The organism is Streptomyces sp. BBFR51 (assembly GCF_044591655.1).
In the GTDB taxonomy this organism is placed as follows: domain Bacteria; phylum Actinomycetota; class Actinomycetes; order Streptomycetales; family Streptomycetaceae; genus Streptomyces.
The window spans coordinates 6,821,433-6,845,931 of sequence record NZ_CP172448.1 but is presented as its reverse complement, the minus strand read 5'-3'; the positions used below and the strand labels follow the sequence as shown (position 1 = coordinate 6,845,931).

Genomic DNA, 24,499 nt, shown 5'->3' with positions numbered 1-24,499 from the left:
AATGATCGCCGACGCGAGCCGCCGGCCGCGAAGCGTGACGCTGGCGGTGGTGCTGGTGATGCTGGGGACGCTGGTCGCGGCGACGACGGCGGCCGGCCCGCAGGGGGCGGCGACGCTGGTGCTCCTGCTGCTGGCCGCCTGCTTCTGGTGCGCGGTCCGGGCGGGCCGGGGCCGGCGCGGCGCCCGGACCGCGGTGAGCTGTCTGACCGCGGCGATCCTCGTCCTGGGCGCCACGTTCGCCTTCGACGATCCGCTGTACGGCGGCTCCACGCTGCTGCTCGCCGCGCTGCTCGCGGTCCCGGGAGTGGTCCTGCTGTACCTGCCGGCCGCCGAGGCGTACGTCCGTGCCCGCAGCGGAGAGAGCGGGGAGAGCGGCGAGGAGATGATCGGAGGATGACCCGGCCGCCGGACGGGGAACCGGAGTACCCGAAATACCCGGAGCACCCCGAGCACCCCGAGTACCCGGAGGCCGAGTATCCCGGACCCGACTGGCCGCCGCCGGTGCCCCGCGAGCCCCGGGACCCCGATCCGCTCGCCGTGGCCGTCGGCAACGCCTCGCTGCTCGGCGCGGGCTATCTGATCATGGGGCGACGCGGACTGTTCTGGGTCGCCGCGGCGGTCACCGCGTCGCTGCTGTGGCTGACGTACACGACCGCCGGGACGTGGTGCGAGCTGCTCGTGGTGCTGTGGTGGGCGGCGGTCGTCGCGCACGGCTGGTGGCTGGCGCGACGGAACCCGGCGGCGGGACCCCGGCGCGGACAGCGGGTCCTCGCGCTCGCCCTGGCCCTGCCGGTGCTGGTGTCCGCCGGATGGCTGCGGTTCGACGCCCACGAGATCGAGGACGCCGTGGCCGGGGCCCGCGAGCGGGGGGACTGCGCAGACGCGGCGGCGGCGCAGGACGGGGTCGGGTTCCGCCACCGGCTCACCGCCGCGCCGGTGGTCGCCCGCGGTGACACGGTGATCGAGGCGTGCGAGCGCCTGGACACGGCGGCGGGCGAACTGAACGTCGGGCTGAACGGTGACCTGGACTCGCTGGAGTCAGGCTTCGGACGGCTCGGCGCGGTGCTCGGCGAGTCGGGCAACGAGCGGACCGTCGCGGCCACCCTGGACCGGTTCCTCGCCGGGCTGCCCACCGACGACGGCTGCCTGACGGTGCGTATCGCGGACTGGCTGCGGGACCGGGAGACCGGACCGAAGGCCCTCACCGCACCGGCCTTTGCCACCTCGGCCCGGATAGCGCCCGGGGCGCTCATGGAGTGCGGCGACGCCCTCATGACCGACGAGGAGTGGGCGAACGCGCGGGACCGCTACCAGCGGCTGCTCGACGAGCATCCGGACGACGGGCACGCGGACAAGGCACGCAAGGGCATCAGGAAGGCGGACCTCGCGATTCAGCTGGGCCGGGTCAGGGAGCTGGTGGCGGCGGCGGACGGCATGAGCACCGGATACTGCGAGAAGCCGGCGAAGTACTCCGCGGCCCCCGCCTACCGCAAGGGCAAGAGCCGCGCCGTGTTCGTCGGCGACACCGAGTACACGGACAAGCTGCCCGAGGGGTGGCGGGCCGACACCCCCGATGCCGCGCTGGTGGTGTGCACGGGCGGGACGGAGGCGGGGGACGTGGTCGAGACGTGCCAGTACCAGGACCACCGGGGAAACATCGGCAGTGTCAGGTTCAACAAGCTGGCGGTGCCGGTGAAGGCGTACGCGCTGCGGACCGGGAAGCTCGTGATCGACCGCAAGGTGCAGATGGGTGGCGAGAGCTGCCCGGGCCTGCTGCGGTACTTCGACGAGTTGCCGTCGCGGATGGCCGTCACGCCCTCGAAGGCGGACGTGCGCGACGCCTTCGGGCCGGTCGTCGGGCGCTGAGCGTCACGCCGTCGCGGTCGGCACCGCGTGGTCGGCGAGGGTCAGGCGGTAGACCTGTTCCGCGGCGTCGGCGACGCGTGCCCAGGTGTAGTGCCGCAGGACGCGTTCGCGGCCGTTCCTGCCGTGCTGGCGGCGCAGCCGTTCGTCGGCGAGGAGTTCCCGGACGGCGTCCGCGGTGGCCCCGGGGTCCTGCGGGGCGATCAGGCGGCCGGTGCTGCCGTCGGCCACGGAGTCGCGGTGGCCGCCGACGTCGGTGGCGAGGACGGGTACCGCGCACGCCATCGCCTCCAGCGGCACGATGCCGAACGGCTCGTACACCGGGGTGCACAGCACCAGGTCGGCGCTGCGGAGCAGGGCGGGCATGTCGTCCGGGTCGACCGCGCCGAGCAGCCGGACCCGGTCGGCCACGCCGGCGCGGCGGGCGATCCCGGTCAGGCGCAGGGCCTCGGGCTCGGTGTCCACGGCGCCGGCCGGCGGGCCGCCGCCGATGAGGAGCTCGGCGTCGGGGATGTCGGCCAGGGCGCGGATGGCCTGGTCGTAGCCCTTGCGCGGGACGAGCCGCCCGCAGGCGAGCAGCCGGTGCCGCAGACGCCGTTCGGGGGTGCGGCCGGTGTCGGCGGCGGGGTGGAAGTGCTCGGTGTCCACTCCGCAGGGCACCACGGAGATCCGCCGGGGCGGGATGCCCATGTCGTCGAGTTCGGCGGCCTCGTCGGCGCAGGTGGCCAGGATCCGTTCGCAGGCGTGGCCGAGCCGCCGTTCGATGCCGATGCGCTCGTAGGGGCTGGTGTCCCGCATGCCCTGGTGGCGCCGCTTGACGGTGCCCAGGGCGTGGAAGGTCTGGACGAGGGGGATGCCGTGCGGCCGTGCGCCGATCTGCGAGGCCATGCCGGACATCCAGAAGTGGGCGTGCACCACGTCGGGCCGCACCCGGGCCCAGGCGCGGTCCAGGTGGGTGCCGAAGGCGGGCATGTGCGGGAGGAGCTCGTCCTTGGGGAGGGGCACGGGCGGTCCGGCCGGCACGTGCTCGACGACCGCGCCGCCGGGCAGGGACACCCGGTCGGGCAGGTCGGCGGCGTCGCGGCGGGTGTAGACGGTGACCTCGTGGCCGCGGGCCGACAACTCCTCGGTGAGGTGGGCCACGTAGACGTTCTGCCCACCGGCGTCGACGCCGCCCGGCGCGGTCAGGGGGCTCGCGTGCTCGGACACCATGGCGATCCTCATCGGGCACCTCCTTTACGTCCTGTTACGTCGCCTGCTACGTCCGGCTGCGTCCTGCACCGCCTGCTACGTCCTTCACGACGGGGACAGGCCCGGTGAGGGCCCTTGGACGGCATTGGCGGGGCGGGCGGGGCGGACGGCCTCGGCGGGGCTCGTGGCTGCCAACTCCCGCCATGCGGGCGCGCCGCGGTGGCGCCACAGTCCGCTGAGCCGGTGCCAGGTCGCGGCGGGCGGGATGAGCGCGCTGGTGACCAGCATGGTCGTGACCTCGTCGCGGGTACGCGGTCCGGGCGCGATGCGGGCCCAGGCATACTCGGCGGTGCCCGCGGCCCAGCCGAGCCCGGCGACCCCGGCGGCGCGGCGGCGCCCGGCGGCGGCCAGGGCCAGGGCGGCCGCGCCGGCGCCGGTGATCGCCGCGTGACGCCGGATCCGGCCCCTGGGCGCCACCGCCTTGGCCCACCAGTCGGGTCCGTGCAGCCGCCGCATCAGGGCGTCGTCGGCGTTGCCGCGCTGCTGCCCCAGGGAGGCCCAGCGGGCGGCGGGGCGCACGGGGTGGCGGGTGGTGCGGCGGCCGCGCCGGATACGCCAGCCCGCGTCGAGGACGCGCAGCGCGAGGTCGGCGTCCTCGCGGAAGGCGCGGGTGAAGCGTTCGTCGAAGCCGCCGAACTCTTCGAGTACGCCGGTGCGGTAGGCCATGTCGGCGGCGATCCACCGGGCCCGCGCGAGGCCGGCGGTGCCGCGCTCCCAGTCGGTGGGGCGGCGCTCCCCCGGCAGCGGTACGGCGATCACGCCCTGCACGGCCGCGGTGTCGGGCGCCGCCTCGGCGAGGTCCTGGATCAGCTGCTCGCACCAGTGCGGGCCGACCTGGACGTCGTCGTCGAGGAAGACGGTCCAGGGCGAAGCGACCGCGCGGATGCCGGTGTTGCGGGCGGCGGCGGGGCCGCGGCCCCCGCTGCGCAGCACCACGGTGCGTTCGCGCAGGTCACCGAGGACGGTCAGGGGGTGCTCCAGCGCGTCCGGACCGGCGTCGGGCCCGGGCCGGTCGTCGACCAGGACGATCTCGTCGGGAGCCGGGCCGTTCGCGGCGGCCAGCGCGGCCAGACAGTCGGCCAGCGTGTCGCGCACGAGGGTGGGCACGACGACGGCGTACCCCGGCCCGGGGCCGTCGGCCCCGGGGTCGCCGCTCATCCGTACGTCCTCGCCCTTGCGACCGCGCATGAGGGTGCTCCTCTCTCGGGGTCGCGGGTGCCGCAGCCGAACCGGCTCAAACACGTGGAAACCTCCCGGCGGCGCCGGACCAGGTTGCGTGCCGCCGCCACCCTCACGGCGGCCGCCGCCGCTCCGACACTCGCGCCGAGCGCCTGTACGAAACTGGAGACGACCTCTCCCGGCTCCGTCCGGAGCGGCGTGGGCGCGGCGGGCGCCCAGGCGCGAGCGGCCGGGTTCGGCACCGTGGACTGCGGGCACGCGAACGAAGCGAAGCCGGAGTGAATGGGGGTACCCCCTCTGCACGAGGTGGCCGGCCACACCTGGACGCACAAGATCCTCACGGACGCCGAACCGGACGAGATACTCAAGAAGCGGGGCTACGTCTTCGTGACGGTGCCGCAGCTGCCGGCCCCGGGAAAGGCCGAGCCGGGGAAGGTGTACCGCTGGGCGCGTTGCCTACGATCGTCCGGTGGCCACCTTCTCGCTCGAACGCACCGCTCCGCTCGCCCCGGACGAGGCCTGGCGCCGGCTCACCCGGTGGGAGCGGCACGGCGACACCGTGCCGCTGACCCGGGTCGGCGCCGAGCCGCCCGGACCCACCCGCCGGGGCACGCTGGTCGTGGCCCGCACGGGCGCCGGCCCGTTCGCCTTCGCCGACACGATGGAGGTGACGGTGTGGCAGCCGCCGCGGGAGGACGCCCCCGGCCTGTGCCGGCTGGACAAGCGCGGCCGGGTGGTCCGGGGCTGGGCCGAGATCGAGGTCCGGACGGGCCCCGGCGGCCGGGCGCGCGTCGTGTGGCGCGAGGAGCTGGACGTGCGGCTCCTGCCGTCCTTCCTCGACGGCGTCCTCGCCCGCGCGGGGCGCCACGTCTTCGGCCGCACGGTCAACCACCTGCTGCGGCGCCCGTGAACCTCGGGTTGCGGGCGGCGTAAGGGCCGCGAACGATGTCGCGCCGCGCGCCTCGCGGACGCCGTTTCCCGCGTACCGTGCCGGCATGTCTCCCAGAGCGCGCACCTTCACTCAACTGTCCCTCACGGGTGCCCTGTTGACACTGGCCGTGGCGGCGCCACCCGCCTTCGCCGGCCAGGGTCACCCGGTCCCGCTGCGCATCGCCACCTACAACATCCACGCCGGTACGGGAACGGACGGCGTCTTCGACCTCGACCGGCAGGCCGCCGCGCTGCGTGCCCTGGACGCCGATGTCATCGGCCTCCAGGAGGTCGACGTGCACTGGGGCGCCCGCAGTCAGGGGCTCGACGTGGCCGGGGAGCTGGCGCGGCGGCTCGGCATGCGCGTGTCGTTCGCGCCGATCTACAGCCTCGATCCGGTGACGGCCGGGGAGCCCCGGCGCGAGTACGGCGTGGCGGTGCTGTCCCGCTTCCCGATCCGTTCCGCGGCGAACCACGAGATCACCCGCCTGTCCACGCAGGAGGAGAACCCGGTGCCCGCGCCCGCCCCCGGGTTCGGCGAGGTGACGGTCAAGGTGCGCGGGGTGCCGGTGCAGGTGTTCGTGACGCACCTCGACTACCGGGCGGACCCGGCGGTCCGGGCGGCGCAGGTCGCCGACACGCGGCGGATCATGGCCCGGGAGCGGGCGGAGCTGCCGGGGGCGCGGCAGGTGCTGCTCGGCGACTTCAACGCCGAGCCCTCGGCGCCCGAGCTGGGACCGCTGTGGAAGGAGCTGCGCGACGCCGGACCGCGCAACACCGGCACGTATCCGGCCGAGGCCCCGGTGAAGCGCATCGACTACGTGGCCGTGGGCAAGGGCGTACGGGTGCACGGCGCCGCGGTACCGGAGGAGGCCGTGGCCTCGGACCACCGCCCGGTGGTCGCGGACGTGTCCCTGGCCGGGCGGGGACCCGGCCGGGGCTGAGGCCCCTCGACCGAGCCCAGACCCGCGAGCCCCTGTGCGCCCGCGGGTCTGGAGCCTGTCCGGCGGAACACGCCCCGGACACGGGGTCCGGCACGCCCTCCCCCACCCGGAAGGGCCTGTCACGCCCTTACGCGACCGAGCCGATACGCCCGGCCGGTGCCGTCGGGCCGTCGTGGTGGATGGGGGTGTGGGCGCCGGTCAGGGAGGCGCCCGTGCCCCCGTGGCGGGTCGCGACGATCTCGGCGGCGATGGACAGGGCCGTCTCCTCGGGGGTGCGGGCGCCCAGGTCGAGGCCGATCGGCGACCTGAGGCGGGCCAGCTCCGGGTCGCTCACGCCGACCTCGCGCAGGCGTGCGTTGCGGTCCAGGTGGGTGCGGCGGGAGCCCATCGCGCCGACGTACGCCACCGGCAGCCGCAGCGCCAGCTTCAGCAGCGGTATGTCGAACTTGGCGTCGTGGGTCAGGACGCACAGCACCGTGCGCGCGTCGACCCCGGTGCGCCGCAGGTACTCGTGGGGCCACTCGACGACGATCTCGTCCGCGTCCGGGAAGCGGGCCGGGGTGGCGAAGACGGGGCGGGCGTCGCAGACCGTCACGTGGTAGCCGAGGAACTTGCCGGCCCGCACCAGTGCCGAGGCGAAGTCGATCGCCCCGAAGACGATCATGCGGGGGGCCGGGACCGAGGACTCGATCAGCAGCGTGAGAGGTGCTCCGCACCGTGAGCCCTGTTCACCGATCTCCAGTGTCCCGGTGCGCCCGGCGTCCAGGAAGGCGCCCGCCTCGGCGGCCGCCGTGCGGTCCAGCTCGGGGTGGCCGCCGAAGCCGCCGGTGCGGGAGCCGTCCGCACGGACCACCAGCGCGCGGCCCAGCAGGTCCGCCGGACCGCTCACGATCCGGGCCACCGCCGCCGTCTCCCCGCGCGCGGCGGCGGCGAGCGCGGCGGCCAGCACCGGGCGGGCGGGATCGGCCGCCCGTACCGGTGTGACGAGGATGTCGATGACCCCGCCGCAGGTCAGCCCCACGGCGAAGGCGTCCTCGTCGCTGTAGCCGAAGCGCTCCAGGACGGTTTCGCCGTCCTCGAGCGACTGCCGGCACAGCTCGTACACGGCTCCCTCCACGCACCCGCCGGAGACCGAGCCGATCACCGTGCCCTCGGCGTCCACCGCGAGTGCGGCGCCGGGGCGGCGGGGCGCGCTGCCGCCGACGGCCACCACGGTGGCCACGGCGAAGTCGCGTCCCTGCTCGACCCACCGGTGCAGCTCTTCGGCGATGTCCAGCATCTTTCGGTCCTCCTTGGACAAGGGGTACGTGAAGGGTTCCCGTCGTGGCGGCTAGTGCACGCCCAGCCAGCTCTCGATCGGGTTGAGGGCGAAGTAGACGACGAAGATCACCGTCAGGGCCCACATGAAGGCGCCGATCTCCCTGGCCCTGACCTGGGCGACCTTGATGGCGACGTAGGAGATGACGCCGGCGGCGACACCCGCCGTGATGGAGTACGTGAACGGCATCAGGACGACGGTCAGGAAGACCGGGATCGCGGTGGCCCGGTCGGCCCAGTCCACGTGCCGGGCGTTCATCATCATCATCGCCCCGATGACGACCAGGGCCGCCGAGGCGACCTCCTGCGGGACGATCGCGGTGATCGGGGTGAAGAAGAGGCAGGCCGCGAAGAACGCGCCGGTGACGACCGAGGCGAGCCCGGTGCGGGCCCCCTCGCCGACGCCGGTCGCGGACTCGACGAAGACGGTCTGGCCGGAGCCGCCCGCCACACCGCCGATGGCACCGCCGGCGCCGTCGATGAACAGCGCCTTCGACAGGCCCGGCATACGGCCCTTGTCGTCGGCGAGCTTCGCCTCGGTGCCGACGCCGATGATGGTGGCCATCGCGTCGAAGAACCCGGCCAGCACCAGCGTGAAGACGATCATGCCGACCGTCATCGCGCCGACCTCGCCCCAGCCCCCGAACTCCAGGCCGCCGAAGAGCGAGAAGTCCGGCATCGAGACCGCGCTGCCGTGCAGCTCGGGGGCGCCGTTGGCCCACTGGTCGGGGGCGATGACCCCGGTGGCGTTCAGGATCGCCGCGACGATCGTGCCGGTGACGATGCCGATCAGGATCGCGCCGGGCATGTTGCGCGCCTGGAGCATGAAGATCAGCAGCAGGGTGCCCGCGAAGAGCAGCACGGGCCAGCCCGCGAGTTCCCCCGTGGGGCCGAGCGTGAGCGGGGTCGCCTCGCCCGCGTGGACGAAGCCGCCCTTCACCAGGCCGATGATGGCGATGAACAGGCCGATGCCCATGGTGATGCCGTGCTTGAGGGCCAGCGGGATCGCGTTCATGATCATTTCTCGGAGCCCGGTGACCACGAGCAGCATGATCACCACGCCGTACATCACACACATGCCCATGGCCTGCGGCCAGGTCATCTGCGGGACGACCTGCCCGGCGATCACCCCGGACACCGAGAGTCCGGCGGCCAGGGCGAGCGGCACCTTGCCGACGAAGCCCATCAGGAGCGTGGTGACCGCCGCCGCGAGCGCCGTCGCGGTGATCAGGGCCTTCTGGCCCAGGGTGTCCCCCGCCGCGTCCTTGCCGGACAGGATGACGGGGTTGAGCAGGACGATGTACGCCATCGCCATGAAGGTGGTGACGCCGCCGCGCACCTCACGCGCGACGGTGGATCCTCTGTGCGATATGTGAAAGTACCGGTCGAGCCAGGACCGGCCGGAGGGGACGCGGGAACCCGCGCCCGCGTCCTCGGCGGTGGTCTTGGGCTCCACTGACTGCTGGGTCATGGGGCCGTCTCCCAAGGTTCAAAGGGGCACCCGCGCCGGCCGCCGGGGCGGCTGCGGGGATTTGGGACGTGCACGACCCGGGGGACGGCCCGAGACGAACGTATGTGTGGTGGTACTTCAAGCACCGCGAGCGGAGCGGGACTTGGACTGTGCTCCGGGCGACGCGGAGTGTGTGACGTTCCGTGCGCCGCCCGGAGGGTCAGGGGGTGTCGTCCGGATCCGGCCGGGGTCGCGGCGCCCGGCACGCCCATCTGCGGCGTTGCCTGGAGCCGGCCTGATCCGGACGACACCCCCTGCTCACGCCGTGCCGGTCAGGTGTTCCGGGCGTACCGGCGTGCGGTCGAGCGCCAGTCCGGTCGCGTTCCGGATGGCCGCGAGGACCGCCGGGGTGGACGACAGGGTGGGGGCCTCGCCGATGCCGCGCAGCCCGTACGGCGCGTGGTCGTCGGCGAGTTCGAGCACGTCGACCGGGATGGTCGGCGTGTCGAGGATGGTGGGGAGCAGGTAGTCCGTGAAGGAGGGGTTCCTGACCTTCGCCGTCTTCGGGTCGACGACGATCTCCTCCATGATGGCGATGCCCAGCCCCTGGGTGGTGCCGCCCTGGATCTGCCCGATGACGGACAGCGGGTTGAGTGCCTTGCCGACGTCCTGCGCGCAGGCCAGCTCGATGACCTTGACCAGGCCGAGTTCGGTGTCGACCTCGACTACGGCGCGGTGCGCGGCGAAGGAGTACTGGACGTGGCCGTTGCCCTGGCCGGTGCGCAGGTCGAAGGCCTCGGTCGGCCGGTGCCGCCACTCCTCCTCGACCTCGACGGCCTCGCCCTCCAGGACGTCCACGAGGTCGGTCAGGACCTCGCCGCCGTCGGTGACGACCTTGCCGCCCTCCAGGAGGAGTTCGGCCGTCGCCCACGCCGGGTGGTAGGAGCCGAACTTGCGGCGCCCGATCTCCAGGACCTTCTCGCGCACGATCTCGCAGGCGTTCTTCACGGCGCCGCCGGTGACGTACGTCTGCCGGGAGGCCGAGGTGGAGCCGGCCGAGCCGACCCGGGTGTCGGCCGGGTGGATGGTCACCTGCGTGACGCCCAGCTCGGTGCGGGCGATCTGCGCGTGGACGGTGACGCCGCCCTGGCCGACCTCCGCCATCGCGGTGTGCACGGTGGCCACCGGCTCGCCGCCGACGACCTCCATGCGGACCCTGGCGGTGGAGTAGTCGTCGAAACCCTCGGAGAAGCCGACGTTCTTGATGCCGACCGCGTAGCCGACCCCGCGGACGACGCCCTCGCCGTGCGTGGTGTTGGACAGGCCGCCGGGCAGCTGCCGTACGTCGGCGCCCTCGCTGGACTCCCACTGACGCTCGGGCGGCATCGGCATCGCCTTGACGCGGCGCAGGAGTTCGGCGACCGGCGCCGGGGAGTCGACCGGCTGTCCGGTGGGCATGATCGTGCCCTGCTCCATGGCGTTGATCCGGCGGAACTCCACCGGGTCCATGCCGAGTTCCCCGGCCACCTTGTCCATCTGCGACTCGTAGGCGAAGCACGCCTGGACCGCGCCGAAGCCGCGCATGGCGCCGCAGGGCGGGTTGTTGGAGTAGAGGGCGATGGCCTCGATGTCCACGTCGTCGACCACGTAGGGGCCGACGGCGAGCGAGGAGGCGTTGCCGACGACCGCCGGGGAGGCGGATGCGTAGGCGCCGCCGTCCAGGACGATCCGGCACTTGAGGTGGGTGAGCTTGCCGTCCCTGGTGGCGCCGTGCTCGTAGAAGAGGCGGGCCGGGTGGCGGTGGACGTGGCCGAAGAAGGACTCGAAGCGGTTGTAGACGATCTTGACCGGCTTGCCGGTGCGCATCGCCAGCAGGCAGGCGTGGATCTGCATCGACAGGTCCTCGCGCCCGCCGAAGGCGCCGCCGACGCCGGAGAGCGTCATGCGCACCTTGTCCTCGGGCAGGCCGAGTACCGGGGCGATCTGCTTCAGGTCGGAGTGCAGCCACTGGGTGGCGACGTACAGCTCGACCCCGCCGTCCTCGGAGGGCACCGCGAGGCCGGACTCGGGGCCGAGGAAGGCCTGGTCCTGCATGCCGAAGTAGTACTCGCCCTTGACGATCACGTCGGCGCGCGCGGCGGCCGCGTCGGCGTCGCCGCGGACGATCGGCTGGCGGTGCACGATGTTGGGGTGCGGGACGTGGCCGATGTGGTGGTCGTCGCGGCCCTCGTGGACGAGGATCGCGTCGGGGGCGGTCGCGGAGGCCTCGTCGGTGATGACGGGCAGCTCCCGGTACTCCACCTTGATCTTGGCGGCGGCGCGGCGCGCGGTCTCCGGGTGGTCGGCGGCGACGATGGCGACCGGCTCGCCGTGGTGGCGGACCTTGCCGTGGGCGAGGACCGGGGTGTCCTGGATCTCCAGGCCGTAGTTGCGCACCTCGGTGGGCAGGTCGTCGTAGGTCATGACGGCGTAGACGCCGGCCGTCGCGAGGGCCTCGCCGGTGTCGATGGAGACGATCTCGGCGTGCGCGACGGTGGAGCGCAGGATCTGGCCCCAGAGCATGTCCTCGTGCCACATGTCGGACGAGTACGCGAACTCGCCGGTGACCTTGAGGGTGCCGTCCGGGCGCAGCGTGGACTCGCCGATGCCGCCCCTGGTCTGGGAACCCTGGGTGATTTTGGTGGGTGCGCCGGTGGCAGCCATGCTCAGACCCCCTCGGACTGGCGGGCCGCGGCCAGGCGGACCGCGTCCATGATCTTCTCGTAGCCCGTGCAGCGGCACAGGTTGCCCGACAGCGCCTCGCGGATGTCCGCGTCGGACGGGTTCGGGTTGTGTTCCAGCATCTCGTCGGCGGCGACGAGGAGACCGGGCGTGCAGAAGCCGCACTGGACGGCACCGGCGTCGATGAACGCCTGCTGGATGGGGGCCAGTTCGATGCCCTCGCCGGTCTGCGAGTCGGTGCCCTTGGCCTGCCAGCGCCTGGCCCCGTCGAGCGAGGCGCTCGCGCCTCCGCCGCCGCAGGCGCCGGGGGCACCCGTGGCGCAGCCCTCGGCGCGGTCCTTGGCGAACTCGGCCAGGCCCTCGACCGTGACGACCTCGCGGCCCTCGGCCTGTCCGGCCGCGACCAGGCAGGAACACACGGGCACGCCGTCGAGGCGGACCGTGCAGGAGCCGCACTCGCCCTGCTCGCAGGCGTTCTTGGAGCCGGGCAGGCCCATCCGCTCGCGCAGCACGTACAGCAGGGACTCGCCCTCCCACACGTCGTCGGCTTCCTGCGGGCGTCCGTTGACAGTGAAGTTGACGCGCATTACGCGGCTCCCTCCGTTGCGTGGCGGGTGCCGCGGTACGACTCCCAGGTCCAGGTGAGCGTCCGGCGGGCCATCACGCCGACCGCGTGGCGGCGGTAGCTCGCGGTGCCCCGGACGTCGTCGATCGGGTTGCAGGCGGCCGAGCACAGGTCGGCGAACTGCTTGGCCGCCGACGGGGTGATGATCTTCCCGTTGTCCCAGAAGCCGCCCTCCTCGAGCGCCGCGTTCAGGAACTCCTCGGCGGCCTTGGCCCGCACGGGCGTGGGCGCCGCCGAGCCGATGCCGGTGCGGACGGTGCGGGTCTCGGGGTGCAGGGCGAGGCCGAAGGCGCACACGGCGATGACCATGGCGTTGCGGGTGCCGACCTTGGAGAACTGCTGCGGGCCTTCGGCCTTCTTGACGTGCACCGCGCGGATCAGCTCGTCGGGCTCCAGCGCGTTGCGCTTCACACCCTTGTAGAACGCGTCGATCGGGATGCGGCGCGCGCCGCGCACCGACTCGACCTCGACCTCGGCGCCGGCGGCCAGCAGCGCGGGGTGCGCGTCGCCGGCCGGGGAGGCGGTGCCGAGGTTCCCGCCCACGCCGCCGCGGTTGCGGATCTGCGGGGAGGCGACCGTGTGCGAGGCGAGGGCGAGACCCGGCAGCTCGGCGCGCAGGCTCTCCATGATCCTGCTGTAGGGCACGGAGGCGCCGAGCCGTACGGAGTCCTCTCCGACCTCCCACTCGGTGAGATCGCCGACGCGGTTGAGGTCCATGAGGTACTCGGGCCGCCGGTGGTCGAAGTTGATCTCGACCATCACGTCGGTGCCGCCCGCGATCGGCACAGCGGTGGGGTGCTCGGCCTTGGCGGCGAGCGCCTCCTCCCAGCTGGCGGGGCGAAGGAAGTCCATGACCGGCTCTCTTCTTCGGCTACTTGGGGGCGTACAGATTGAGCCAATCCGTGTGCGGCGGGCCCGGCTCGTTCATGTGGTGTTCACGTGGAGTGGGCTCAGTACACCGTCCTGTCCGCCACCGGGGTCAGTCGCAGAAACCATGAAGGAGTTGGCTGGCCAGGGCGGGCATCTTGTAGATTCGTATGAACGGAGGGCCTCATCACCCTCCTGCTTTTCCTCCGGCAACGCGCGCCACACCCGCGTGACCTGGAACACTTCGAGACAAAGAACGGCGGCGACGAGAATGCGGCTGCGCGCACTGCTGGACACCGACGCGCTGGGCCTCAAGCTGCTCGGCGGCGAGGACGAGCTGGACCGCACGGTCCGGAGCGTGATGACCACCGACCTGCGGGACCCCAGCCGCTATCTCTCGGGCGGCGAGCTGGTCCTCACGGGCCTGGCCTGGCGCCGGGACGCCGCCGACTCCGAGCCGTTCGTCCGCCTGATGGTGCAGGCCGGGGTGGCCGCCCTCGCCGCCGGTGAGGCGGAGCTGGGGTGCGTGCCGGAGGACCTGGTCGTGGCGTGCGTACGGCACCGGCTGCCGCTGTTCGCGGTGCACGAGTCGGTGGCCTTCGCGACGATCACCGAGCATGTCGTGCGCCAGGTCTCCGGGGAGCGCGCCGGGGACCTCGCGGCGGTGGTGGACCGGCACCGCCGGATGATGACCTCGGGACCGGCGGGCGGCGGCCCCGACGTGGTCCTCGACCTGCTCGGCTCCGACCTCGACCTGCGGGCCTGGGTGCTCTCCCCCACCGGACGTCCGGTCGCGGGACCGAAGGACGCCGATCCCGCGCTCTCCGCCGAGGTGTGCGCGAAGCTGGCGGCGGAGCACCTCGCGGCCACCCGCACGGGCCGGCGCGCCCCGCACCGGGTGCCCGTGGGCGGCACGACGTACAGCCTCTTCCCGGTGCGCGGCCGGGGGCAGCTGCCGGCGGGGGCCGGGGCGGCGCGCGGCCCGCAAGGCGGGGCGGGCAGCAGCCGGGGCGTGCGCGAGACGGTGCTGTCCGACTGGCTGCTCGTGGTGGAGGCGGACGCCGGGGACTGGGCCGAGGAACGGCTCGACCTGCTGTACGGCGTCACCCAGCTGATCGCGGTGGAGCGGGACCGGCGGGACGCGGCACGCACGGTGCGGCGGCGGCTCGCGCAGGAGGTCCTGGAGCTGGTGCAGACGGGCGCCGCGCCCGCCGAGATCGCGGCCCGGCTGCGGGTGGCGGCGCCGGTGCTGCTGCCGGGCCTGGGCGCCGCCCCGCACTGGCAGGTCGTGGTGGCCCGCGTCGAGTGGGAGGACTGCGCCGAGGAGACCGGCCAGGTCGCGCAGACCCTGCTGGAGGAGATCCTCGTCGACCCGCACGCCACCGGCCCCGAGCAGTCCGACCGCATCGCCGTGGCGCACACGGGTGACGAGGCCGTGGCCCTCGTACCGCTGCCGGCGGTCTCCAGCGAGCACGACGGCTCGGAGGTGGGCGTCCTCGCCGACGCGCTGCTGGAGTCCGTACGGGAGCCGCTGTCGGCGGGGCTCGACGGCGACGGGCGCGTCACGCTCGGCGTCAGCGCGGCCGTGCACTCGGCGGAGGGACTGCGCGGGGCGCTGGAGGAGGCCCGGCACGCGCGCCGGGTCGCCGCGGCGCGCCCCGGAAGGGTCTGCGCGGCCGGCCACCAGGAGCTGGCCTCGCACGTGCTTCTGCTCCCGTTCGTCCCGGACGACGTGCGCCGCGCCTTCACCGCGCGGCTCCTCGACCCGCTGCGGGACTACGACCGGCGCCATCGCGCCGAGCTGATCCCGACGCTGGAGGCCTTCCTCGACAGCGACGGCTCCTGGACGCGCTGTGCGAACCGGCTCCACCTGCACGTCAACACGCTGCGCTACCGCGTCGGGCGGATCGAGCAGTTGACGGGACGTGATCTGTCGCGCCTGGAGGACAAGCTGGATTTCTTCCTCGCGCTGCGCATGAGCTGAGGCGCGGGACGGGACGCGGGCCCCGGGGAAGCGCGGGGGCGGTCCCAAACCTCGGAGCGGGAAGTCCCACCACTTTGTGAAAACTTTCACCCATCCCCTTGGCCGGGCCGCCGGATCCGTGCTGAGATGCGGCCACCACTCGAGAGCTCGATGGCGTGCTAAGGGGAGGGCGACGTGGCGCATTCCGCCATGGCTGGTTCTGGCTGGGGAACGACCGAAGGTGACGATCCGCTCCAGACCGCGGTATGGCGCTTGCGCTCGCGCGCCTGCTGGGCCGACGCGGCGGCCCTGCTGGAGCCGGTCACCGCGGACACCGCCTTGCAGCGGACCGCGCTGCTGGTGGAGCGGTGTCTGTACACGGAGCAGGGCTGGGCCGAGGCCGAGGACGCGCTGCGCACCGCGGAGGCGCTGGCGCACAGCGACGACGAGCGCGGCGCCGCCGCCTGTGAACGGGGGCAACTCGCGTACGCCGCCACGGTGCACGGGGTGCGCGACCGGGCCGACGAGGCGCGGGCCGCGCTGGGCCGGGCGGCGGCGCTCATCGCGCCGGGAGCCGGGGGGCGGGCGCTGCTGGACTTCCGGCGCGGACTGCTCGCGGAGAACCTGACCCGCTCGCCGCAGGCCGCCCGCGCGGCGTACCGGCGCGCGCACGCCGGCGCCACGGCGCACGCCGAGCCGCTGCTGCTGTCCTTCACCTGGCGGCATCTGGCCGGGCTCGCCCTGCGTGAGGGGGAGTTGGCCGAGGCACGGCACGGTTTCGCGGAGTCGCTGCGCATCCGCGAGGAGCTGGGGTACCTCGTCGGTACGGCACCGGCGCTGGCGTCGCTCGCGGACGCGGAGTCGGAGCCGGAGGCGTCCCGGCTGCGGGAGGAGGCGCGGCGGCTGTTCCGGCTGCTGGGCGGTGTGCCGACGTGGCTGGCACAGCAGTTGGCGCCCCCTGCCGCGGGCGCGGCGACGGCGTGACCGTTGCCGTCCGTCCCCCGTCGGGCGGTCACGGGAGTCTGCTCCAGCGCGGGGCCGTGGTGGCCCAGGCCGCGTCCCACTGGGCGAGGTTGCGCCGGTGCAGCACCAGACCCGTGACGGCGTGGGCCGCGAGGCCGGTGAGGACGACGCCCAGGAAGGCGAGGATCGCCCAGCCCATCGTGCGGCTGCGGATCTGCTCCGCGGTCAGCGGCGGCCCGGTGATCCCGCCCTCCGCGTCGACCCAGACCAGGACGGTACTGTCCGCGGGCAGCCCCGGTTCGACGTCGGTCCTCGCGGTCCGGGGCGCTCCGTCCGGACCGGTGTAGCGGACGGGGACCGGGTAGCGGGCCTTCTTCGCCTCGTCCGACCCCGGCTCGGGGTGGCGCGGGGCGTCGTGCACGAGGACGGCGGGGCGGTGATCCCGGGTCCGTGCCTCGTGCTCGGCGGTGCCGCGGTAGTGGCGGTAGGCGCTGTCCCCGGCCCCGAACATCGCCGCCGGGGCCGCCACCAGCACGGCGACCACGAGCCCGAGCGTGATCCACGCCCGCAGCCGGTCGTTGCGGCGCCGCAACGGGTTGCGCCGCCACCTCCACAGCACGAGATACGGGTGTCGCACGGGGTCGGGGTCGGGGACGCCGGGTGGTGGCTGGGCGGGGGGAATCTCACCGGCCACGGTGTACCTCCTTCCTGGCTCGGGGCAGCCGGATCGGGACCGCCGACACCGATGCGGCGCCGACGGCGGTCGGGCGGGTCCGTCGGGTGGGGACGGGGACGGGGTCGGGTGCGTACGGAGTACGTGAGGTACGACCGGCACCGGGGCGGGCGCCGGCCGCACGAGCGGGGGACGGGGACGGGCGGCTGGGGCGGGGACGGGGGGCGTACGGAGTGCGTGAGGCACGACCGGCACCGGGGCGGGCGCCGGCCGCACGAGCGGGGGACGGGGACGGGCGGCTGGGGCGGGGACGGGGACGGATTCGTTGGGTGCGGTGGCCCGGGCGGACGGCGCCCGGAAGGTCGGGCGCCGGCCGCACGAGCGGGGGACGGGGGCGGGTTCGTGCGGGTGGCCGCACCGGGGTTGGGCGGCGGGATCGCGCGGCGGTGTACCGGGGTGTGGTGCGGCCCCGGGCGCCGGACGGGTGCGGTGGTCCGTACCGGGAATGGCCCGGCGTACCGGAGCGGTCGGTCGTGGCGGCGGGGGACGGACGGTGCCCCCGCCGTCCGGGACACGGGCCGGCACCGGCCGGCGGGGTCAGTACGGGTGGCCGTCCGGAGGGTCGGTGCCCGTGGTCGACGGGTGGGAGTGCGCCGCTTCCAGGAGTTTGGCGGCGCCGCGCACGGCGGCCGTGTGCGGCGCCGGCACGGCCCGCAGGGGCACGTGCAGCCGGTCGGCGAGCCGGCAGGTGATCTCGGGGCGCAGAGCGCCCCCGCCCGCCAGCAGCGGGCCCCTGCTCAGCGCGTCGACCGTGAGGGACGTACGGTCCTGGTTCAGCATCGAGGTCGTCATGTCGACCAGCGCCTCACCGATCTGCGCGGACGGGGTCGCGTCGTCGATGTCCCCGGTGCCCAGCGCGGTGCGGCGCGCGTCGAAGACGGCGCCGTCCACCAGGAGCACGACCTCCGTGAGATGGGCGCCGATGTCCATCACGAGCAGCGGCCGGGTCAGGTCGGCGCCCGCCGCGAGGGCCACGGCCCGCGCGCTGGGAACGGTCAGCACACTGCGCGGCCGCAGCACCTCCACGGCCGTACGGGCCTCGGTCCGGTAGGCGAACCCGTCCAGCACCGGCGCGGTGACCACGACCATCGGACGGGCGAAGCGGGGTAGGCGGTGACCCAGCAGCCGGTCGAGCATCCGCGCCGTGCCCTGGGTGTCGACGATGGAGCCGCGCTGGATCGGATACACCGCGCCGGCGCCCGGGAAGGTCACCGTCGGCACGTCGAGGATCATCCCCCGCCCGGCGACCCAGGCGCGGGTACGGGCGCTGCCCATGTCGAGGGCGACGCCGCTGCACTGCCGGCACAGCGGCCAGGGCCGGTGCCGGAAGCGGGCGGCACGGGGCCGCCGGACCGCGGTCATCGCCCGGCCTCCCGCACCTGCTGGCAGCGGGCGCAGTAGCGGGCCTGCGGCACGACCATCAGGCGCTCGCGGTCGATCGTGCGCCGGCACAGATGACAACGGCCGTACCGGCCCTCGGCCATGCGGTCGAGGGCCGCTTCCACGTCGGCGAGGACCATGCGCGCGGAGGCCGCGAGCTTGACCCGGACCTCCGTCTGTGCGGCGGACCGCCGCTGGATCAGTGCGTCGGTACGGGACGGGACCGCCGCGATCTGCCGCAACTGGTCCTCGCGGAACAGCCGCTGCTCCCGGAGGTTGTCCCGGAGCACGGCGAGGTCCTCGGACGACAGAGGCGACAGCGGCGATACAGGCGTGTCGCGGTCGTCGATGATCTGGTTGTTCACCACTTCACCCACTTCACCCCTCGGGCGGGGCGGGAGACGAAGACTGGACGGACGGGTGGTCAGGCGGCGGCGCGGCGCTGGCAGGCGACGCAGTACCGCGTGTAGGGGAGGATTTCCAGGCGCTCCCCCGGGACGGGCTTGCCGCAGCCCAGGCAGGCGCCGTACGTGCCCTCCTCGACCCGGGCGAAGGCCTCGTCGATCTCCTTGAGCACCCGCTCGATCGCGGTCTTCTGCGCGGACATCAGCTGATCGTCCGCCTGGCCGCTCTCGCCGAGGGCCTGGAGCTGGGTCATACGGGTGCTGCGGGCGTGTTCGAGACGCTGGCGCGCCTCGTGAGCGGTCAGCCGCTCGGGGCGGGGTTCGATGCGGGAGGCGTCGAGCGACACGGTGGGTGGTCCTCTTCTCGGAAGGTTCTGCGGGTATGCCTAGCGCCGGGCCGATCGGGCCCGGTCACCTCAACCATGGCCGGACCGCCCGGGGAAACCCATCGGGCGCAGAGCCCATTTGCCCGGGGGCGCGGGATCCACTCGGCGGCGCGCGGAGGCGGCCGAATGGGTATGCCGCGATCCGGAAATGGGGGCCGGGCCCCATCGACCGGGCGGGTCCGGGAGGGGCACGCTGGTCGCTTGCTCGGTCGCTACCTGGGCCGCAGCTCCCACCGAGGGTGCGCGATGACCGACAGTAGAGGCGTACCAGTCGACACGTCGCAGAAGGAGGCGTACCCCCGGTGTCCCTGTTCTGGCGGATCTTCGGGCTCAACGCGGTGGTGCTGGGCTTCGCCACGGCGCTGCTGCTGTGGGCTCCGGTGACCGTCTCCGTGCCGATCCTGCTGACCGAGGCCGTCGGCCTGGTCGTCGGTATGGGCGTCATGCTGGTGGCCAACGGCGCGCTGCTGCGCTGGGGACTGGCGCCGCTGGAGCGGCTGACCAAGCTGATGACCACCGTCGACCTGCTGCGTCCCGGCCAGCGCCTGCCGGTGTCCGGCGGCGGTGAGGTCCCCGAGCTGATCCGCACCTTCAACGCCATGCTGGACCGCCTGGAGACCGAGCGGGTCACCAGCAGCGCCCGTGTCCTGCTCGCCCAGGAGGCGGAGCGGCGCCGTATCGCGCAGGAGCTGCACGACGAGGTCGGGCAGAGCATGACGGCGATCCTGCTGGTCCTGGGGCGTGCCGCGGACGACGCCGACGAGCCGCTGCGCGAGGAGTTGCACCAGGCGCAGGAGATCACCCGGGAGAGCCTGGACGAGGTCCGCCGCCTGGTGCGCCGGCTGCGGCCCGGGGTCCTGGACGACCTCGGCCTGATCAGCGCGCTGTCCTCGCTCACGCACGACTTCGCCACCCACACCGGTCTGCGGGTGGTGCGGCGCTTCGACCCCGACCTGCCCGTCCTGGACCACGAGACCGAACTGGTCCTCTACCGTGTGGCGCAGGAGAGCCTGACCAACGCCGCGCGCCACGCGGACGCCGAGCGGCTGGAAGTGGGTCTGGGCCGCGCCGACGGCGCGGTGACGCTCACCATCTCCGACGATGGCCGCGGCATCGAGGCGGCGCACGAGGGCGCCGGCATCCGCGGCATGCGTGAACGGGCCCTGCTCATCGGGGCCGCCCTCGACATCACGTCGGCACCCGGCGCGGGCACCCGCATCCGGCTCACCGCACCCCTTCCCAGGAAGTAGCCCCGACCATGTCCGACCCGTCCCTGCCCGAGCCGTCCCAGCCGTCCGAGCCCGCCGGGCCGTCCGAGTCCGCCGGGCCGTCCGCGTACGGCCCGGCCCCGGCGTCCGCCCCGGCGAAGATCCGCATCCTGCTCGCCGACGACCACGCGCTGGTACGCCGCGGGGTGCGCCTCATCCTCGACCGGGAGCCGGACCTCGAGGTGGTCGCCGAGGCCGGGGACGGCGCGGAGGCCATCGAGATGGCGCGGGCGCACGAGGCCGATCTCGCGGTCCTGGACATCGCGATGCCCCGCCTCACCGGTCTCCAGGCGGCCCGCGAACTGGCGGCGCTGAAACCGGGGCTGCGCATCCTGATGCTGACGATGCACGACAACGAGCAGTACCTGTTCCAGGCGCTGAAGTCGGGTGCCTGCGGTTACGTGCTGAAGTCGGTCGCCGACCGTGATCTGGTCGCCGCCTGCCGGGCCGCGATGCGCGACGAGCCGTTCCTGTACCCGGGTGCGGTGACGGCGCTGATCCGCAACTACCTCGACCGGGTCCGGCACGGCGAGGAGACCTCGGACCACATCCTCACGCCCCGCGAGGAGGAGGTCCTCAAGCTCGTCGCCGAGGGGCACTCCTCGAAGGAGATCGCCGAGATCCTCTTCATCAGCATCAAGACCGTCCAGCGGCACCGGGCGAACCTGCTCCAGAAGCTCGGCCTGCGCGACCGCCTGGAGCTGACCCGGTACGCCATCCGTGCCGGACTCATCGAGCCCTGACGGTCTCCGCACCACCGGCACGACCCCGAAGCCGCCCGTGGCTCTGGCCGCCCACTCCCCGGCCGGAGCCCCGGGCTTCCTCCCTACACCCGATCACCCGCCCGATCACCCACCACGAAAGGGGACGGTGCATGCGCCGGCGGCTCGCCACAGTGCTCACCGTCCTGCTGGCCGTCCTGCTGCCCCTGGTCCCGGCCTGGCCCGCGGCCGGCGCGCACGTCGGCCCCAGCGGCCCCCTCGCGGCCGCCACGGCCACCGCCGTGCCCCACCCGGCCTTCGACCAGTACGCGGACGACGGCTGTACGCCGGTCTGCGCCGCCCAGCCCAGGGCCCGGCACGACCAGCCGGCCGAGCGCCCGACGGCGCCGGACCAGCACGCGGCCACGGCCCCGCACGCCCCGGGCGCCACCCCCGGCGCCCGTACCCGGACCTCGGCGGCGCCCGGTCCTTTGCCGGTCTCCCCCGGTCGCGCGAGCCACGACAACGGGCGGGCGCCGCCCGTCTCCTCCGGCACCTGAGACGCCCCGACCTTTCACCTTCTTCCGCCGCGGCCGCGCTCGGCCGCCGCCGTGGCGTGCCCGCCGGAGGCCCGTGTTGAAACGCTCCCGTCCCCCTTCGCGTTCGCGTTCGCGTTCCCTGAACGTCCGTGCGCTCGTCGCGCTCGCCGTGCTGGCCGTGTCCGTGGCCATCGCCCTGACCATGCCGATCCGCCTCGGGCTCGACCTGCGCGGCGGCACCCAGATCGTCCTGGAGACCAAGTCCACCGACACCACCAAGGCCGACCGCGAGGCCACCGACCGCACCGTGGAGGTGCTGCGCGGCCGCATCGACGCCCTCGGTGTCGCCGAGCCGACCATCGTCCGCTCCGGCGAGAACCGTGTCGTCGTCGAACTGCCGGGCGTACAGGACCCCAAGAAGGCCGCGGATGTGCTGGGCCGCACCGCACAGCTCACCGTCCACTCGGTCCTAGGCCCGGCCGAGGACACCGGTGACAAGACCGGTGACACGGCCGGAGGGAAGGCCGGGGACACGTCCGGCAAGGACGGCGAGCGGGTGCTCCCGGACGAGTCCGGGCAGTCCCTGCGGCTGAAGTCCCCCACGCTCACCGGGCAGGACGTCAAGGGCGCCGACGCCCGCTTCGACCAGCAGAACGGCGCGGGCTGGCACGTCACCGTCGACTTCAAGGACGCCGGCAGCGACCGCTGGGCCCAGGTGACCGGCGAGGCGGCCTGCCACCCGGCCGGCGACCCCCAGCGCCGGGTCGCCATCGTGCTGGACGGCAAGATCATCTCCTCGCCGCAGGTCGACCCCTCCGTGGCGTGCGGGACGGGCATCTCCGGCGGCTCCACGCAGATCACCGGCTCCTTCGACGACGCCGAGGCCCGCGAACTGGCCCTGCTCGTCAAGGGTGGCGCCCTGCCCGTACCGGTCGAGACCATCGAGCAGCGCACCATCGGTGCCACCCTGGGCGACGAGGCCATCTCGGCCGGTGCCTGGGCCGCCCTCATCGGCACCGCGCTGACCGGGCTGTTCATCATCGTCGTCTACCGGCTGATGGGCGCCCTGGCCACCGTGGCACTGCTCTGCTATGGCCTGATCTCCTACGCCGCCCTGGCCGCGATCGGCGCGACCCTGACCCTGCCGGGACTCGCCGGTTTCGTCCTCGCGATCGGCATGGCGGTGGACGCCAACGTCCTCGTCTTCGAACGGGCCCGCGAGGAACAGGCGGCCCGCACCCGCCCGAGCACGCGCTCCGCGCTGACCGCCGGGTTCCGCAGCGCCTTCAGCGCGATCGCCGACTCCAACATCACCACGCTGATCGCCGCCGCCCTGCTGTTCTTCCTGGCCTCCGGTCCGGTGAAGGGCTTCGGCGTCACCCTGGGGATCGGTGTGCTGGCCTCGATGGTGAGCGCCCTGGTGATCACCCGGGCGCTGGCCGAGTTCGCCGCGGGTCGCCCGGCGGTCTTCCGCCGTCCGCGTATCACCGGGATCTCGAGCACCGGCCCGGTCCGCGACGCGCTGCTGCGCCGCAACCCCTTCCTGATGCGCCGGCCGCGCCGCTGGCTGGCCGCCTCGCTGGTCGTCCTGGTGGTCGCCGGCGCCGGCATCCTGGTGCGCGGGCTGAACTTCGGCATCGAGTTCACCGGCGGGCGGCTCATCGAGTACTCCACCGCCACTCAGGTCGACCCCGACCGGGCCCGCGACGCCCTCGCCGACGCCGGCTTCCCGCGTGCCGTCGTCCAGTCCTCCGGCGACGGCGACCTCACGGTGCGCACCGAGGAACTGACCGACGCCGAGGCGGCGACCGTCACCGAGGCCGTCGCCGGACTGGGCGGCGAGACGGAGAAGGTCCGCGACGAGCTGATCGGCCCGAGCCTCGGCGAGGAGCTGCGGCGCGACGCCCTGATCGCCCTCGGCCTGGCCCTGGGCGCCCAGCTGCTGTACCTCGCCGCCCGGTTCCGCCTGCTGTTCGGCACGGCGGCCGTCAGCGCGCTCGCCCACGACGTGGTCATCCTGGTCGGTGTGTTCGCCTGGCTGGGCAAGCCGATCGACGGGGTGTTCCTGGCCGCGCTGCTGACGGTGATCGGTTACTCGGTCAACGACTCGGTCGTCCTCTTCGACCGCGTCCGGGAGCTGCTCGGCCGGGACCGCAAGGCCCCGTTCGACAGGCTCACCAACGACGCGATCCTGCAGACCCTGCCGCGCACGGTCAACACCGGCATGGGCGCGGTGCTCATCCTGGCCTCGCTGGCCGTCCTCGCCGACGACTCGCTCACCGACTTCGCCCTCGCCCTGCTCATCGGCGTAGGAGTCGGGACGTACTCCTCGGTGTTCACCGCCTCCCCGCTGGCCATCGAACTCCACGCCCGCGGCGCCGACGCCGGCTCCCGCCCCGCCCGCGGCAAGAACCGGACCACCACGAAGAAGACGCCGACGCCCCGCCGGGACCGCCAGCAGGCCCGGCAGCGGCAGGAGGCCCCGTAGGGACGGGCGGTCCCGTGACGGCGGGCGGCCCCGGCGGGGCGAGCGGTCCCGGACGGCATCCGATCCGGGCGAGGCAGGAGGCCCGGTAGGGACAGCGGTCCCGGAGGGGCAGGCGGTCCCGTGACGCCGGGCGGTCCCATGGCGGCGGTGGGCCCCGCCGGGGCGGCCGATCCCGGCGGGCCAGAAGGCCCGGTAGGGACAGCCGTCCCGTGGCGGCGCGAGGCCCGGCAGGGGCAAGAGGCCCCGTGGCGGCGGCCGGCCCCGTGACGACGGGCGGCCCCGCAGCAGGGCAAGAGGCCCGGTAGGAACAGCCGTCCCGTAGGGGCAGGCGGTCCCGTGGCGGCCCGAGGCCCGGGCAGCGGCAGAAGACCCCGTGACAGCGGCCGGCCCCGTGACGGCGGCCGGCCCCGCAGCAGGGCAAGAGGCCCGGTAGGAACAGCCGTCCCGTAGGGGCAGGCGGTCCCGTGGCGGCCCGAGGCCCGGGCAGCGGCAGAAGACCCCGTGACAGCGGCCGGCCCCGTGGCGGC

21 protein-coding genes are annotated in these 24,499 nt (G+C 74.1%); 10 read left to right on the top strand and 11 right to left on the bottom strand.

The window, feature by feature from the left end:
• The first annotated feature begins 1 nt into the window (after position 1).
• Both ACGH7X_RS31265 and ACGH7X_RS31260 read left to right on the top strand, forming a co-directional pair.
• Positions 2 to 397, top strand: coding sequence for a hypothetical protein (locus ACGH7X_RS31265; RefSeq protein WP_399891358.1), 396 nt, complete (start codon positions 2 to 4; stop codon positions 395 to 397).
• Positions 394 to 1,866: a tol-pal system YbgF family protein gene (locus ACGH7X_RS31260; protein WP_399891356.1), complete on the top strand. Its 1,473-nt coding sequence runs from the start codon at positions 394 to 396 to the stop codon at positions 1,864 to 1,866. The genes ACGH7X_RS31265 and ACGH7X_RS31260 overlap by 4 nt, the downstream gene beginning before the upstream one ends.
• 3 nt (positions 1,867 to 1,869) lie before the next feature.
• On the opposite strand, the gene ACGH7X_RS31255 is transcribed toward ACGH7X_RS31260, so the two are convergent.
• Positions 1,870 to 3,087, bottom strand: a complete 1,218-nt coding sequence (locus tag ACGH7X_RS31255; RefSeq protein WP_399891353.1) for a glycosyltransferase family 4 protein — start codon at positions 3,085 to 3,087, stop codon at positions 1,870 to 1,872.
• 72 nt (positions 3,088 to 3,159) lie between these two features.
• Positions 3,160 to 4,272 carry a glycosyltransferase gene (locus tag ACGH7X_RS31250; RefSeq protein WP_399897455.1) on the bottom strand — a complete coding sequence of 371 codons (1,113 nt, stop codon included), beginning with the start codon at positions 4,270 to 4,272 and terminating at the stop codon, positions 3,160 to 3,162.
• Between the two features lie 490 nt (positions 4,273 to 4,762).
• On the opposite strand from ACGH7X_RS31250, the gene ACGH7X_RS31245 reads away from it, so the two are divergent.
• Together ACGH7X_RS31245 and ACGH7X_RS31240 are read left to right on the top strand one after the other, a co-directional pair.
• Complete coding sequence (locus ACGH7X_RS31245) at positions 4,763 to 5,203, top strand: SRPBCC family protein (RefSeq protein ID WP_399891350.1); 441 nt, start codon at positions 4,763 to 4,765, stop codon at positions 5,201 to 5,203.
• A gap of 85 nt (positions 5,204 to 5,288) precedes the next feature.
• Complete coding sequence (locus ACGH7X_RS31240; protein ID WP_399891347.1) at positions 5,289 to 6,167, top strand: endonuclease/exonuclease/phosphatase family protein; 879 nt, start codon at positions 5,289 to 5,291, stop codon at positions 6,165 to 6,167.
• A gap of 127 nt (positions 6,168 to 6,294) precedes the next feature.
• On the opposite strand, the gene ACGH7X_RS31235 is transcribed toward ACGH7X_RS31240, so the two are convergent.
• From ACGH7X_RS31235 to ACGH7X_RS31215, 5 genes are all read right to left on the bottom strand, one after another.
• Complete coding sequence (locus ACGH7X_RS31235; protein ID WP_399891344.1) at positions 6,295 to 7,446, bottom strand: XdhC family protein; 1,152 nt, start codon at positions 7,444 to 7,446, stop codon at positions 6,295 to 6,297.
• A 51-nt stretch (positions 7,447 to 7,497) separates the two neighbouring features.
• Entirely contained in the window at positions 7,498 to 8,955 is a 1,458-nt protein-coding gene (locus ACGH7X_RS31230; protein ID WP_399891341.1) for an NCS2 family permease, read from the bottom strand.
• Between the two features lie 297 nt (positions 8,956 to 9,252).
• The gene (locus ACGH7X_RS31225) at positions 9,253 to 11,637 is read right to left on the bottom strand and encodes a xanthine dehydrogenase family protein molybdopterin-binding subunit (RefSeq protein ID WP_399891338.1); all 2,385 of its coding nucleotides are present in this window, start codon (positions 11,635 to 11,637) and stop codon (positions 9,253 to 9,255) included.
• A gap of 2 nt (positions 11,638 to 11,639) precedes the next feature.
• Entirely contained in the window at positions 11,640 to 12,242 is a 603-nt protein-coding gene (locus ACGH7X_RS31220) for a (2Fe-2S)-binding protein (protein ID WP_399891335.1), read from the bottom strand.
• On the bottom strand, positions 12,242 to 13,132 hold the full coding sequence (locus tag ACGH7X_RS31215; protein WP_399891332.1) for an FAD binding domain-containing protein: 891 nt from the start codon (positions 13,130 to 13,132) through the stop codon (positions 12,242 to 12,244). The genes ACGH7X_RS31220 and ACGH7X_RS31215 overlap by 1 nt, the downstream gene beginning before the upstream one ends.
• Positions 13,133 to 13,418: 286 nt before the next feature.
• Here ACGH7X_RS31215 and ACGH7X_RS31210 point away from each other — a divergent pair, with 286 nt between their 5' ends.
• Positions 13,419 to 15,131: a PucR family transcriptional regulator gene (locus tag ACGH7X_RS31210; protein ID WP_399891328.1), complete on the top strand. Its 1,713-nt coding sequence runs from the start codon at positions 13,419 to 13,421 to the stop codon at positions 15,129 to 15,131.
• Positions 15,132 to 15,305: 174 nt separating this feature from the next.
• A complete protein-coding gene (locus ACGH7X_RS31205) occupies positions 15,306 to 16,094 on the top strand; it encodes a hypothetical protein (protein ID WP_399891325.1) in 789 nt (262 codons plus the stop codon).
• A gap of 28 nt (positions 16,095 to 16,122) precedes the next feature.
• On the opposite strand, the gene ACGH7X_RS31200 is transcribed toward ACGH7X_RS31205, so the two are convergent.
• The 4 genes from ACGH7X_RS31200 to ACGH7X_RS31185 all read right to left on the bottom strand — a co-directional run bounded on the left by ACGH7X_RS31200 (position 16,123) and on the right by ACGH7X_RS31185 (position 18,937).
• A complete protein-coding gene (locus ACGH7X_RS31200) occupies positions 16,123 to 16,767 on the bottom strand; it encodes a hypothetical protein (protein ID WP_399891322.1) in 645 nt (214 codons plus the stop codon).
• A gap of 576 nt (positions 16,768 to 17,343) precedes the next feature.
• Positions 17,344 to 18,168, bottom strand: a complete 825-nt coding sequence (locus tag ACGH7X_RS31195; RefSeq protein ID WP_399891319.1) for a rod shape-determining protein — start codon at positions 18,166 to 18,168, stop codon at positions 17,344 to 17,346.
• Positions 18,165 to 18,554 (bottom strand): TraR/DksA family transcriptional regulator, encoded by a 390-nt coding sequence (locus tag ACGH7X_RS31190; protein ID WP_399897452.1) that lies wholly within the window; start codon positions 18,552 to 18,554, stop codon positions 18,165 to 18,167. The genes ACGH7X_RS31195 and ACGH7X_RS31190 overlap by 4 nt, the downstream gene beginning before the upstream one ends.
• 56 nt (positions 18,555 to 18,610) lie before the next feature.
• Positions 18,611 to 18,937, bottom strand: a complete 327-nt coding sequence (locus ACGH7X_RS31185; RefSeq protein ID WP_399891316.1) for a TraR/DksA C4-type zinc finger protein — start codon at positions 18,935 to 18,937, stop codon at positions 18,611 to 18,613.
• A 341-nt stretch (positions 18,938 to 19,278) separates the two neighbouring features.
• Between ACGH7X_RS31185 and ACGH7X_RS31180 the strand changes: the two genes are divergently transcribed.
• The 4 genes from ACGH7X_RS31180 (at position 19,279) to secD (ending at position 23,972) form a co-directional block, all read left to right on the top strand.
• Positions 19,279 to 20,226, top strand: a complete 948-nt coding sequence (locus tag ACGH7X_RS31180; RefSeq protein ID WP_399891313.1) for a HAMP domain-containing sensor histidine kinase — start codon at positions 19,279 to 19,281, stop codon at positions 20,224 to 20,226.
• 8 nt (positions 20,227 to 20,234) lie between these two features.
• Positions 20,235 to 20,987: a response regulator gene (locus ACGH7X_RS31175; protein WP_399891310.1), complete on the top strand. Its 753-nt coding sequence runs from the start codon at positions 20,235 to 20,237 to the stop codon at positions 20,985 to 20,987.
• A 131-nt stretch (positions 20,988 to 21,118) separates the two neighbouring features.
• The gene (locus ACGH7X_RS31170) at positions 21,119 to 21,505 is read left to right on the top strand and encodes a hypothetical protein (RefSeq protein WP_399891307.1); all 387 of its coding nucleotides are present in this window, start codon (positions 21,119 to 21,121) and stop codon (positions 21,503 to 21,505) included.
• 76 nt (positions 21,506 to 21,581) lie between these two features.
• Positions 21,582 to 23,972: a protein translocase subunit SecD gene (secD, locus tag ACGH7X_RS31165; RefSeq protein ID WP_399891304.1), complete on the top strand. Its 2,391-nt coding sequence runs from the start codon at positions 21,582 to 21,584 to the stop codon at positions 23,970 to 23,972.
• Positions 23,973 to 24,499 lie beyond the last annotated feature (527 nt).